At 45.6% G+C, this 13,971-nt stretch carries 10 protein-coding genes; 7 read left to right on the top strand and 3 right to left on the bottom strand.

Features of this window, described 5'->3' with window-relative positions; all coding sequences use genetic code 11:
* Positions 1-12: 12 nt before the first annotated feature.
* The 5 genes from L3V32_RS19045 to L3V32_RS19025 all read left to right on the top strand — a co-directional run bounded on the left by L3V32_RS19045 (position 13) and on the right by L3V32_RS19025 (position 6,201).
* Complete coding sequence (locus L3V32_RS19045; RefSeq protein WP_237284917.1) at positions 13-2,124, top strand: LruC domain-containing protein; 2,112 nt, start codon at positions 13-15, stop codon at positions 2,122-2,124.
* A gap of 10 nt (positions 2,125-2,134) precedes the next feature.
* Positions 2,135-2,581: a hypothetical protein gene (locus L3V32_RS19040; protein WP_164665480.1), complete on the top strand. Its 447-nt coding sequence runs from the start codon at positions 2,135-2,137 to the stop codon at positions 2,579-2,581.
* A 140-nt stretch (positions 2,582-2,721) separates the two neighbouring features.
* Positions 2,722-3,018: a hypothetical protein gene (locus L3V32_RS19035; protein WP_237284916.1), complete on the top strand. Its 297-nt coding sequence runs from the start codon at positions 2,722-2,724 to the stop codon at positions 3,016-3,018.
* A gap of 39 nt (positions 3,019-3,057) precedes the next feature.
* Entirely contained in the window at positions 3,058-3,888 is an 831-nt protein-coding gene (locus tag L3V32_RS19030; RefSeq protein ID WP_176319213.1) for a sulfurtransferase, read from the top strand.
* Between the two features lie 21 nt (positions 3,889-3,909).
* Positions 3,910-6,201, top strand: coding sequence for an EAL domain-containing protein (locus L3V32_RS19025; RefSeq protein ID WP_074190496.1), 2,292 nt, complete (start codon positions 3,910-3,912; stop codon positions 6,199-6,201).
* A 25-nt stretch (positions 6,202-6,226) separates the two neighbouring features.
* Here the strand turns inward: L3V32_RS19025 and L3V32_RS19020 are convergent, their stop codons facing one another.
* Both L3V32_RS19020 and L3V32_RS19015 read right to left on the bottom strand, forming a co-directional pair.
* Positions 6,227-7,519 (bottom strand): glycoside hydrolase family 18 protein, encoded by a 1,293-nt coding sequence (locus L3V32_RS19020; RefSeq protein ID WP_237284915.1) that lies wholly within the window; start codon positions 7,517-7,519, stop codon positions 6,227-6,229.
* 131 nt (positions 7,520-7,650) lie between these two features.
* A complete protein-coding gene (locus L3V32_RS19015; protein WP_005396112.1) occupies positions 7,651-8,652 on the bottom strand; it encodes a sugar-binding transcriptional regulator in 1,002 nt (333 codons plus the stop codon).
* A gap of 466 nt (positions 8,653-9,118) precedes the next feature.
* Between L3V32_RS19015 and tal the strand changes: the two genes are divergently transcribed.
* Positions 9,119-10,069, top strand: coding sequence for a transaldolase (gene tal, locus L3V32_RS19010; protein ID WP_005396118.1), 951 nt, complete (start codon positions 9,119-9,121; stop codon positions 10,067-10,069).
* A 123-nt stretch (positions 10,070-10,192) separates the two neighbouring features.
* Positions 10,193-12,184 (top strand): transketolase, encoded by a 1,992-nt coding sequence (tkt, locus tag L3V32_RS19005; RefSeq protein WP_047008133.1) that lies wholly within the window; start codon positions 10,193-10,195, stop codon positions 12,182-12,184.
* Positions 12,185-12,325: 141 nt separating this feature from the next.
* Here tkt and L3V32_RS19000 read toward each other — a convergent pair whose 3' ends face one another.
* Positions 12,326-13,888, bottom strand: a complete 1,563-nt coding sequence (locus L3V32_RS19000) for a PAS domain-containing methyl-accepting chemotaxis protein (protein ID WP_237284914.1) — start codon at positions 13,886-13,888, stop codon at positions 12,326-12,328.
* Positions 13,889-13,971: the final 83 nt, after the last annotated feature.

The following is a 13,971-nucleotide window of genomic DNA, read 5'->3' as shown; positions in this document are numbered from 1 at the left end:
AGAGGGCGAATCATGAAAAGGACATCACTATTACTTGGATCTCTGTTCGCAAGCGCATACGTAAGCGCAGCGCCATTCGACACTTGTCCGAGCAAAGCATATTTATTCCAATCGACCCCAGTGCAAGTTTACGGCGTTAATCTGGTTACCGGATCAACCAAGTTACTGACCGACGATGTGGGCTTAGCATCTGGTATTAACGGCGTCGGTTTCAACTTCACTGATCGATACATCTATGGTTACGATACAACCAACTTGAAAATCGTACGTTTAGGCCAGGACTTTCAAGCAGAAACTCTCAACGTACAAGGGCTTCCTAGCCATACGTTTTTTGTCGGCGACGTGTACAACCACGTCTACTACTTGTATCGCAAAGGTAAAGGGCTATTTTCCATTGATCTGTCGCCGTTAGATACGGACCCAAATGCTACCTTAACCCTGAATAAAATCACATCAAATGCAAGCGTGAGTTTAACCGATTTTGCGTTCCACCCTGGCGACGGTGCGCTCTATGGTATCGATAATGGGTCTGGCGTATTGTATAAATTCGATACAAAAACAGGCCAAGCAACCGCGATCGGCAATACAGGGGAAACGGGTACCTTTGGTGCAGGCTACTTTGATGTAAACGGAAACTACTACGTATCGCGTAACCAGGACGGCAAAATTTATCGCGTCGACTTATCAGAAAATAATGCCGCCAATATCGCTGCGGGCATTGTTCCTGCTGTAGAGTTTGTGTCTAACGGTCCAAGTTCCAGCCAAAATGACGGTGCCCGATGCGCGAACGCTCCCGTTATTGACGAAGACGAGCCAATTGACTTTGGTGACGCACCTGACACTTACGCTACCTTGCTCTCTTCTAACGGACCACGCCACGCTGTTGATGGTATAACTTGGCTTGGCACCATTGCGCCAGATGGTGATGCCGATGGACAAGTGGCTCCGTCTGGAGATAACAAAGTTGGTACAGCAGATGAAGATGGCGTCGGCTTTGTTACCGCACTCGACCCAGGGTTAAGTTCACTAGTGAACGTAACTGCATCGACATCCGGCTACTTGTCAGCTTGGTTTGACTGGAACCGAGATGGTGACTTTGCTGACGAAGGTGAGCAAGTATTCACTGATGAGTTACTCTCTGCAGGCAGCAATACGCTTCCATTTGTCGTCTCTGAACTGGCAACCGCAGGTCCTAGCTGGAGCCGATTCCGCTTTAGCCAACAAACTGGTCTGAACTTCGATGGCGGATCAACATCAGGTGAAGTAGAAGATTACCCAATCACAATCACTGAAAACGGCGTATCCGTACAGCACTTCCCAAGTGCAGATTCCTATGCAACGGTCGCGTATGAAGACAACTGGCCTTACACCGCTGACTACGACATGAATGACGTTGTAATTAAGTTCCGTATGACTGAAACACGTATGGACGGCACGGTGGAAAATATCCAAGTTAGTGGAGATCTGGCAGCCTATGGAGCTGACTATAAAAATGGCTTTGCTATTCGTCTACCTGGCGTTTCGAAAGCGAGCATTGAAAACGGCTTAACAAAGCTAACGTTTAATGGCAAAGAACAACCGACCAACGGTCTAGAAGCGATATCAGAAGAAGCCATCTTTATTATCAGTGACGACCTCAGTCAGTATGCGCAAAGTCAATGTGCGTATTTTAGAACCCAAACGGGTTGTAATGATAACGTCGCGTTGTCTTTCACACTGACCATCTACTTTAAGGAAGGCTCCGACCGCTCAGCGCTACAGGCCATGCCTTATGACCCATTTATCTTTGCCACCCCCAATACATATCACGGCGATGGCATCACCTTTCAACCAGGTAGAAAATGGGAAGTACATTTGCCAGACCAAGCACCAACTGAGCAGTTTGATGACGCAAACCTATATGGCGTGGGCGTAGACGCAAGTGACCCGACTCGAGGCGTGTACTTCAAAACAGCGAACAATCTTCCTTGGGCATTGCTTATCGTCGAAGAGTGGAATTGGCCGCTAGAGAAAGTTGACTTAGTTGACGCTTACCCAGAGTTTGCCACCTACGCCGAGTCTAGTGGGCGAGAAGGAGCAAACTGGCATACCCAACCTAAAGCAAACAAACGTTACATTCCATAGGAGAAGCATCATGAAAAACTTAATCACAATCATCATGGGATTAGCGTTAACAGCCTGCGGTGGCGGCGGTGGCGACAAAAGCAACGATAACGCTACTCCACCTCCAGCTCAAACTACCGTTATTGTTGAAGAGCCAAGCATGCAAAATTTAGACGTACCAGATGGGTTCGATTATGACCCAAGGTTAGAAAGCTCACTTGCGGTAGATATTAGTGGTTACTCTTTACAGCGCGCACATCTGAGCATTTATAAGGAGTACCGTGAAGATGCGTCTGGAACCTACCAAGCGAAATATTCGAGCAATGTTGCTTCTGCTGCGCTGACGAGTGGGAAAGCTAACTTAGACTTCTCCACCTCGGATAGCCAAGGTAACCTGTTAATCGAAATTTGGTTCTACGATGGCTCAGAACCTCTGCAAAAAGTCGTCTCAACCGGAAATACGACATGGCGCATGTAAGATGCTCTATTGGTGAGCATTGATACTCGGGACTGGCGCAAGCCACAGGTTTTAAGACAAAATCGCATCGTTCTTTGAACATGCGATTTTTTTGTTGTAAAACAAAATGATTACTTGAAACAATAGCAATGGAGCGCAAATTGGATAATCCCAAAACCTATATGTTGATCTTCAGCGGTTTCATTGCCCTACTTGTGCTCTTGTTGCTCATTAAGCAGACGGATGAGAACACGGTTTCAGCCACCGTCATTAGCAACACTTTAACTCAGTCCCTTGATGGTCAACGTCGGTACCTCACTATTAATTCACCTGAGATAGAGCAACAACGAGTGACGGTTCCAGTGTCCGCATCTTGTCCAGTGGGCTCTATTGCGTTATTCCACCAAGCATCCCGCTCAAGTTTTGACTCATCCCTTTCATTCATTCGCTGTGAGTAAAGATACTGTGCGGACTTCCCAAATCAGAAGGATTTAACCATGCAAGCATTGATCGATGCCAAAGAACTTCATGCTTTATTAGACCAACCAAATGTAAAACTTCTAGACGCGAGTATTCGTTTTCAAATTCCTTCCGAAGGGAAAAAGATCACCAATAAGTGGATTCCAGGCTCATTGCGTTTCGATTACGACAATGACTTTTGTCTGCCAGATACCAATCTCCCTCATATGATGCCAACAGAAGAAGGATTTAATAACAGCGCTCAGAAACTTGGCCTGAACAACGAAGACCTTATTGTTGTTTATGACAACTCAGGAACACTCGCCTCTCCGCGCGCATGGTGGATGTTTAAGGCAATGGGACACGATAATGTCAAAGTGCTTAATGGTGGCCTCCCGGCTTGGATTGAGGCTGGACTGCCTGTCACGGATGTCTTGTCAGAAGCTAAGCAGCTTGGAAACTTTACCGGGAAATTAAATAAACATGCTTTTTTGGACGCAAATGCAATATTAGAGTACTCAAACAATTGCAGTGCAAACATTGTTGACGCTCGCTCACGTGCACGTTTTTTAGGCGAGGTACCAGAGCCAAGAGAAGGACTGCGTTCTGGTCATATTCCTAATTCTGTTTGCCTCCCTTTCCAAACATTATTGAGTAATGGCTTTATAAAGGCAGACTCGGAATTGAAACAAGCATTTAGTGCACTAACGTTATATAATGATAAATCAATCATTTTCAGTTGTGGCTCAGGTGTAACGGCCTGTATTTTGCTGCTAGCAGCATACCAGTTAGGTTGGCGTGATTTATCGGTCTATGACGGGTCATGGACAGAATGGGGCGCAGACCACTCATTACCCATTACTCGCTAATCTAGGAGCTATCGAAGCGGCATGGTCAGGTTAAAGAAGAACATTTGGACACTATACATGGCGCTACTTACGATAAGCGCCGTGCTGTTCGTGTTGTTTGGCCGCTACCATTATGAGTCAACCCTGAATAAGTACAAAGATAAGCAGCTCCTACAATTGGAGCTGTTTGCCTCTTCTGTCGAATCACTTCTGAAAGGACAAGAATCGTTACTTGAAGTCATTGGTCATCAGTTGGTCGAGAGAAATGACTTTACTCGTACAGCAGCAGTTCAAACTCGCCCGATGCTGGACAAACTACTCAGTATCCATCCGGCGATTATTGGGTTCGGCCTAACTAACCCCGATGGAGACTACATCGCCGTAAGCTCCAATTTGATCTTGGCAAAGCTGCATAATCTAAAACAAGATCCACTGACTCGTGATACCTTTTTGGCAGCGCTCAACTCCGACCGAATGATTATAGGTCGAACGTATTTTATGCCAGCTCAAGATTCACTTGTGATTCCGATCCGAAAAGCAATTCCAAATAAAGATGGTGTTGTACAAGCAGTGATGACAGCTGGCTTTAATATGAATTCATCTTCGGTTTTTCGTAACGACATTCATGCTAATGAGCACAATCGGGTCACATTGATCCGCAGTGATGGCTACCTTACTTTTAGCTCGTCAGAAGACACAACCCTAGAAGATTACCTAAAACCTGCCAATGATTTAGATATAAAAGCCGTTATGGCTCAAATCACAAAAGATTCAGGCTGGGATATGGCGCAACTAAAAGAGCTCACACGAGCGCTCAATATTGTTGTCGACAATTCTCGCCTGAGTGAGTTAATCACATTGAGATACCTTCCTGATTATCATCTTTGGGCCTCTTCCTCGACAGATTTGAATTTTATTAAGCGCGGATTTTACGAACAGTTTGCACTGTACTCGATTGTTTTTCTTATCGTCCAAGGTGCTTTTTACGCTTTATTTCGCTCCATTGCGAATAATGAACATAAAACAAAACTGCGTTTGCTCTATCAAGCGAACCACGATCATCTTACCGGACTGCCAAACCGAGAGTACCTACGCGCAAACATTCGACACTGGCTTTCTGGGAAAGGGAATCCTTTTTCTTTGATGTTTATCGATATTGATAATTTCAAATCAGTCAACGACACACATGGTCATGACTTTGGCGACGAAGTTCTAAAACAAATATCTATCCGCTTAAACACCTTTGTTAGCGATGGCCGATTAATCATCCGTGAAGCCAGTGACGAGTTTATTTTTCTAACGAATCGAATTGATGAAGTAAGCGTTAAAAGACTAGCGAGCGACTTAATAAAGGCACTATCAGAACCCTACGAAGTCAATGACAGTCAGTTCCTGCTCAGTTGCAGTATTGGTATTGCCTGCTATCCACACCATGGTGAAACATTAGATGAACTGCTCCTTTCAGCCGATATTGCGATGTATCAAGCGAAAAAACAACGCAACGTATACAGCCTGTTCAATCAGCAGATGCAAGCTACACACCTGCGTAAAATGAAAATTGAGCAACGCTTGAGGCTCGCGATAGATAAGCAAGCGCTTCATATGGTTTATCAACCTCAGTTAAACCTAGAAGGCGATATTTATGGTGTCGAAGCGCTTATTCGTTGGAGTGATGATGAGCTCGGCTTAGTCCCACCAAGTGAATTTATTCCCGTCGCAGAAAGCACTGGGTTGATGGTTCGTATTGGTGAACAAATCATTGAAAATAGCCTGACAGATATGGCTAAACTGACTGGTAATATTGATACATCTATCCAGATGTCTATTAACATCTCGGTCAAACAGTTTGTCCACGCCAAATTCATTACTAATCTTATGAATGCTATTGAGAAACGCGGCATCGAATGTTCAAAGATTACCCTAGAGATCACCGAAAACCTGTTTATTGAAGATCTTGAAAAGTTCGCACCAATTTGCGAGCGCTTGCATGCTCTTGGCTTTAAAATCTCGCTCGATGATTTCGGGACTGGCTACTCTTCATTAAGCATGTTGCGTACGCTACCTATTGATGAGGTGAAGATTGACAAGAGCTTTGTCGATCACATTGAGCATGACAAAAAAGCACTGAATATGGTTAAGAATATCATTTCTATCGGCAAAAACTTTGAAATGAAAGTACTGGCTGAAGGAGTAGAAACGCTGCAACAACTGAATGAGTTAAAAGCTTGCGGTTGTGATTTGATTCAGGGCTACTTCTACTCTAAACCTTTATCGCTTGAAGACTTGATCGCTTTTACGAAGCAGAACCAAAGCAAAGAAACCGTAGTTGAATAATTACGATCGCTTTGCTTAGAAGGTTTTATTTATTCATTTCTTGGTACATCACCTCCACCAACTCGCCTTTCGGATCGCCTGACAATTCCCAAGTAAAAATACCGCCTAAGTTCGCCTGTTTAGCCCAATTTGCTTTGGCTTTGATCGAGCGTTGATCTTCGTAAGAGATAAAGACTTTCTTTACAGGATGCCACAAGTAAGGCGCTTGAGATTGCTCATCATACTTGTACTCGTAGCCCTGCTCCGCTCCATAGTTCTTCACCAAATCCCAAAACATGAAATAGCCGTTCTCACCCGTACCAAACTGCGCTCCTTGCTCGGATACAAGATCTTGCGTTGGTAAGCCACCCGAGAAGTCTTTGGTGCCTTGCCAGCCACGCCCGTAAAACGCAGCGCCAATCACCAGTTTCTCACTTGGAATACCGAGCTCAATCATCTGGTTGATGAACACGTCTGCGCCCATGCCCCACCAGCTTCGCTCAGTCGCATGCAAGTTGGTAGTATGCCCGGTTTGCTGCCCCCAACCACCAAGGAAGTCATACGTCATTGCAAACATGTTAGTTAGGTACGGCTCCGCGGCTTTCCAATCGATACCTGCTGCTTTTGGACCAACGCCTACCGCTGTAGAGAGCTCGTATTCACGTTTGGTTTGATTTGTGAGTTCATCTAACTCTGCACGCATGGTTTTTACCAAATAGGTAAAGGCCTCACGCTCAGATGCTTTTTGTTCATCAGAAAGCTTGGTGTCAGGGTTCCAAGGCGACGTTGTTAAACCGCCACCACCTGGGTATTCCCAATCCAGATCAATACCATCAAAGAAATCATATTGAGCAATCAACTTAACGGCAGTTTTTGAGAATTGATCCATCGCTTGTTTGCTTTTCGCCATAGCATGGAACGGTTCGGACATTGTCCAACCACCAAAAGAAGGGAGAATTTTAAGATCAGGATGTTGTTTCTTCATTTCAGCAAGTTGAGCGAAGTGGCCTTTGTATGGCACGTTAACGGAGACATCGCCAAAGTCCTTTTCTAATGCTGCTTCTGTATCGACAATGATCGCCGTATACGGATCTTTTCCTTCACATTGTTCGGCAACCAGTTTTTGTACCGTTTCAGAAGCACCGGTATGAGGGCCGCACATACTAAGAAACGCGTAAATCACGTGCGTCAGTTTATCGGCGGGAATATCTTTCACCGTGTATGGGCTTTCTGCATTAGCGTACTGCCAATCCGCAAAGTAACCTGCTACGACTTTTTGCTCGGCGTGCGCCGCACCAGTTAGCCCCATAATCAGTGCAGCAAGAAGTGTCTTTTTCATTATGTTCTCCAGAGTAGATGTACAAATTTAAAGCTACTCCTAGAGAATATTTTTAACTTGAAAACGAAATCAGGCTGCGAGTCATTTATAACTCCTCGCAGCCTGATTACATAAGTTGCATATTATTTGTGCTAACTCTCAGATGCCGCGTTGCCGTGCATTTGCTCATCTAAGTTGAGCACCGTTAATGCGTTGCTGACGCTCGTGGCGATCACGTCTATCGCTCCGGTTCTTAATGCTCCAAGTAAGGCGAGCGGCTTGCTGTTCTCCGCTGCAATCGCGATGACTTCCGATATTGGGCGAAACTCTTCAATACCAAGGCCAATCACTCGGTCACTCATTACGGTGTTGGCAACATTACCGTGAATATCAAAGAAATCATAACCTGCAAAGTCCCCGACCACGCCTTGTTGAAGTCTCGACTGAACCACTTCATCAGGCGTAAACCAACCTAAGTCCACCATGTAGCTGTTTTCGCTCATGTCACCAATACCGACCAAAGCGACATCAGCTTTACGTGCCAAATCGAGTGTTTGTTTCACGGTTGCATTTTGCATGAAAGCCAACTTCTGTTCTCTATTTTCTGCGTAAGCAGGCGCATAGAGAGTTTCGGACGTTCCACCGTACTTTTTCGCTAACTGACGACAAATGTGATCGGCGTTATACATACCACCACGTGGGTGAATACCGCCGATACCACATACAAATTTACAGTCACGCGGCGTAATAACACCAATATGGTGAGCGACAGAAGATACGTTACGCCCTTGTCCAACGGTCACCACCATGCCGTTTTTAAGCGTGCTGGTGAGATAATTGGACACCAATCCCGACACCTGTAGTCGCTGTGCCTCTTCATTTGGCTGATCAAGAGCGACAAGCGCACGCTTAACGCCGAATCGCTCGATCAAACGTTGTTCGATCTTGGCGCTGAACACCGGATGATATTTAACGGTAATTTCAACAATGCCTTCATCACGCGCCTGCTTGAGCATTCGCCCGACCTTTGCGCGTGATATGGCAAATTTTCTCGATATCTCTTCCTGAGTCGCACCGTCTTGATAATACGCGACGGAAATCTCTGTCAACAAATCCGTGTTTTCAATGGAAATATCTTGATTAGAACTGCTCATGGTTTCTCTCGCCCTTTAAGAGGATCGATATTGTATGCAATAAGTGAACATATGCTCATTGACTTAGCATATGTTCTTTATCAATTTAAACGCTACATTTGCTCATCGCAATAACATTTTCTCACTACAATTTTTTACCCTCTGGGACAACGCTCAAGCTTTGAACAATAAAGGCAAACGTTTATTTGGGTTAACCACTAAACACACAGTAAAAAAACGTTGATGAAGTTCACTATAAGTCCATTTCAGCGATTGACTTTCAGCATAGATAGGATAAATATGGATACATCATTTACTCAGCTATCGATCAAATGTTCATAGCATTTGTTCGGTAACGAAATTTTCCGTAGTTGGCTGAGCAGATGTCTCATTAAATGCGATGAGACGGTTAGCTAACTCGCTTGCAAATGCACAAGCTGTGATAACAAAAATCACGCTTAAGCCCATTTAAATAGGATGATCGATTATGAGCAACAAGTTAGAGCAACTTCGTAAACTAACGACTGTAGTAGCAGACACTGGCGAAATTGATGCAATTAAAAAGTATCAGCCAGAAGACGCAACAACTAACCCTTCTCTTATCCTTAAAGCCGCTCAAATCGCAGAGTACGCACCTCTAATCGATGCTTCAATCGAATACGCTAAAGCACAGAGCAACGACAAAGCTCAACAAGTTCAAGACACTTGTGACATGCTTGCAGTAAACATCGGTAAAGAAATCCTAAAAACTATCCCAGGTCGTATCTCTACAGAAGTAGACGCTCGTCTATCTTACGATATGGAAGGCAGCGTAGCGAAAGCTCGTCAACTAGTGAAAATGTACAACGATGCTGGCATCACTAACGACCGTATCCTTATCAAACTGGCTTCAACTTGGGAAGGCATTCGCGCAGCTGAGATCCTAGAAAAAGAAGGCATCAACTGTAACCTAACGCTTCTATTCTCGTTCGCTCAAGCGCGTGCTTGTGCAGAAGCTGGCGTATTCCTAATCTCTCCATTCGTTGGCCGTATTATGGACTGGTACAAAGCGAAAGAAGGCCGTGACTTCGAAGCTTCAGAAGATCCAGGCGTACTGTCTGTAACTAAGATCTACAACTACTACAAAGAGTACGGCTACAAAACTGTCGTAATGGGCGCAAGCTTCCGTAACATCGGTGAGATCCTAGAACTAGCTGGCTGTGACCGTCTAACTATCGCTCCTGCTCTACTTGCAGAATTAGAAGCTGCAGAAGGTGAAGTGGTTGAGAAACTAGTTGATTCTAAAGGCGCAGCTGAGCGTCCTGCACCAATGACTCATTCTGAGTTCCTATGGGAACACAACCAAGACCCAATGGCGGTTGAGAAACTGGCTGAAGGCATCCGCAACTTCGCCGTTGACCAAGGTAAACTAGAAGCGATGATCGAAGCTAAGCTTTAATTGCTTACCAAAAGCGAGTAGCCCGTCTACTCGCTTTTACCATCAGCGCTTATTCAAGATTTTCTATTTGAACTTGTTTCGACGAGTTCCCTCTATTTAAACCCTTATCGAGAAGTAATCACTATGGATCGTAAATATCTAGCAAATGCAATCCGTGCGCTAAGCATGGATGGTGTTCAACAAGCTAACTCTGGTCACCCAGGTGCACCTATGGGCATGGCTGATATCGCTGAAGTTCTTTGGCGTTCTCACCTAAACCACAACCCATCAAACCCTGAGTGGGCAGACCGCGACCGTTTCGTACTGTCTAACGGTCACGGCTCAATGCTAATTTACTCTCTACTGCACTTGAGCGGTTACGAGCTATCTATCGATGATCTGAAAAACTTCCGTCAGCTTCACTCTAAGACTCCAGGTCACCCAGAGTACGGCTACGCGCCTGGTATCGAGACCACAACGGGTCCTCTAGGTCAAGGCATCACTAATGCGGTTGGTATGGCTCTAGCTGAGAAAGCGCTAGCAGCACAGTTCAACAAAGAAGGCCACGACATCGTTGACCACTTCACTTACGTGTTCATGGGCGACGGCTGTCTAATGGAAGGTATCTCGCACGAGGCATGTTCTCTAGCTGGTACACTAGGTCTAGGCAAACTGATCGCATTCTGGGATGACAACGGCATCTCAATCGATGGTCACGTTGAAGGTTGGTTCTCTGACGACACGCCTAAGCGTTTTGAAGCTTACGGCTGGCACGTAATCCCAGCAGTAGACGGTCACGATTCTGAAGCGATCAACGCAGCAATCGAAGCGGCGAAAGCGGATCCTCGCCCTACACTTATCTGTACTAAGACAATCATCGGTTTTGGTTCACCAAACAAGTCTGGTTCACACGATTGTCACGGTGCACCACTAGGTGCAGAAGAAATCGCAGCAACGCGCAAAGAACTAGGTTGGGAGCACGGTCCTTTTGAAATTCCGCAAGAAGTCTACGCAGAATGGTCAGCGAAAGAAACAGGCGCAGCTAAGGAAGCAGCGTGGAACGAGAAATTTGCAGCTTATGAAGCAGCGTACCCTGAGCTGGCAGCTGAATTTAAACGCCGCGTAAACGGTGAGCTTCCTGCACAATGGGAAGAGAAAGCAAGCCAAATCATTGCTGATCTTCAAGCAAACCCAGCAAACATTGCGTCACGTAAAGCATCTCAAAACGCTCTAGAGGCATTTGGTGCTCTACTACCTGAGTTCATGGGCGGCTCTGCTGACCTAGCGCCTTCTAACCTAACCATGTGGTCTGGTTCTAAGTCTCTAGAAGCAAGTGACTTCTCTGGTAACTACATCCACTACGGTGTACGTGAATTCGGTATGACGGCGATCATGAACGGTATTGCGCTACACGGTGGTTTCGTTCCTTACGGCGCGACATTCCTAATGTTCATGGAGTACGCTCGTAACGCTATGCGTATGGCGGCTCTGATGAAGATTCAGAACATCCAAGTATACACGCACGATTCTATCGGTCTTGGCGAAGATGGCCCAACTCACCAACCGGTTGAGCAAATGGCATCGCTACGTCTAACGCCAAACATGAGCACATGGCGTCCATGTGACCAAGTTGAATCAGCAGTGGCTTGGAAACTAGCGATTGAACGTAAAGATGCACCAACTGCGCTTATCTTCTCTCGTCAAAACCTAGCGCAACAAGAGCGTGATGCTGAGCAAGTTGCGGACATCGCGAAAGGTGGTTACATCCTGAAAGATTGCGAAGGCAAGCCAGAGCTAATCCTTATCGCAACAGGTTCTGAAGTTGAACTAGCAGTAGAAGCAGCAGCACAGCTAACTGCTGAAGGTAAGAAAGTACGCGTTGTTTCAATGCCATCAACAGATGCATTTGACAAGCAAGACGCTGCTTACCGTGAAGCAGTTCTACCATCAGACGTAACAGCTCGTATCGCTATCGAAGCAGGTATTGCTGACTTCTGGTACAAGTACGTAGGCTTCGACGGTCGCATCATCGGTATGACTTCATTCGGTGAATCTGCACCTGCTGGTGAACTGTTCAAAATGTTCGGTTTCACTACTGAAAACGTAGTAAATACAGCAAAAGAACTACTAGCGTAATTGCAGTAAAAAGATAATCAGTTTTCTCTATTGCGAATGTGAAAACTGAAAAGCCCCGCCAGCAATGGCGGGGCTTTCTTTTATCTGGCCCCTATTTGTATAAACACAGCCAGAAAGTGAACATAACGACTTTCGTTACGGCTATTTGTCTTCAAATCGAAGCGCGAGCTGATAGAAATCTTGTACTTGCTCTTTCAACTGACGGCTGTTTTGCTCAACAGAATGCGTAGCTGCTAAGTTTTGCTCTGCGGTCGACGCAATAGAATGAATGTGCTGGTTTACATCGCTAGATAGCTTTAACTGGTTGTTCGCCGCTTCTGCCACATCAACCATCAAGCCACTCATGCTTTGCATCATCTGTTCAACTTCAGACAAACGCAGCGCGCTTTGCTCAGCAACTTGAGAACAGGCATCGGTTTGCTCTTTGTTTGCCAAAATATCTTTCTGCCAACCTTCTATCGTCGAAAGCATAGCAGAGATAGACGCTTGAATTTGCTCCGTCGCATTCGACGTACGTCCAGACAGTGCGCGAACTTCATCAGCAACAACAGCAAAACCACGACCTTGCTCACCTGCCCTAGCGGCTTCGATCGCCGCATTCAGCGCCAGCAAGTTGGTCTGCTCTGCAATACCACCGATTTCAACCATCAAATGATTCACTTTCTGTGCCTGATCACTCAGTTGATACGTCGTTTCCGTTGCTTTTTCAGCTTGAAGACTCAATTGCGCTAGGTTGGTATGCGTTTGATCGATCGTCTCTTTGGCCATCAAGCATGACTTCAAGGTGTCATCAATTAGCATATGGGCATCATTGGTGCTAGAAGAGACTGAATTCGCCGAAGACTCCACCTCTTGAGTCGCATCACGTACGCGATGAATATCGGTGTTTTGCTGATTTAATGCAGCCGAAACTTCTGCTGTGGTTTGGCTCAATTCTTCAGCACAATGCTGCAACGGCAGTGCGGAGTCAGTCATTCTTCCCAACACGGTTCGAATTCTTGCGGACAGCATTTTGATATGGAAATCGGCAATCGAAAATGCGCTATTGCCTGAATAGATCAAACGGCTCACGCTGTCATACTGCTTTTGCAGCTTTTTGAGCTGTTGAGGCGTATCAATCAACTCTTGGCGGAACAATAACGCTAAGACGCTCGCTGGTAATGCACTTGCAAGCCAAGCAAGCGGACCTTCAACAGATAGTGCGTACGCTGCGGCAGGTGCAGTTAATGCACCCAGTAGAATCGCATAGCGAATGGTTTCATTGATTTTCAACGACCAAGTACGTCCTGATTTCTCGGCGGCGCGCATACTCTTGTAGGCTTTCGTGGCTATATCAACCCACTCTCGCTTTGGCTTCACGCGCACAGATTGATAACCAACAACGTGGTTATTTTCATAAATAGGGGTGACATAGGCATCAACCCAATAGTAACCGCCCGACTTAGTGGCATTCTTAACCATGCCGCGCCAGGCTTTGCCTTGCTTAAGACGTGCCCACATATCGCCGAAAGCGGCTTTAGGCATGTCATTGTGGCGAACGATATTATGATTCTGACCGACGAGTTCTTCGTGAGTGTACTCAGCAACACGGCAAAAGGCTTCGTTACAATACGTAATAACACCTTGTAGGTTCGTTGTTGAGACGAGTTCCTCAGACTCCCTCACGAGAGTTTCTTGAGCTTTATGAGAAATATTGGCTGACATAGACGAAACTTCTGTAGTTTTTATTGATTTTCGGCAAGATATATACAGTATTTTTATTTTTATTACAAAAAGTTAGATAAAAA

The organism is Vibrio sp. J2-4, assembly GCF_021728155.1.
GTDB lineage: Bacteria > Pseudomonadota > Gammaproteobacteria > Enterobacterales > Vibrionaceae > Vibrio > Vibrio diabolicus.
The sequence above is the reverse complement of the archived record's forward strand: the minus strand, read 5'-3'. Positions and strand labels throughout refer to the sequence as shown.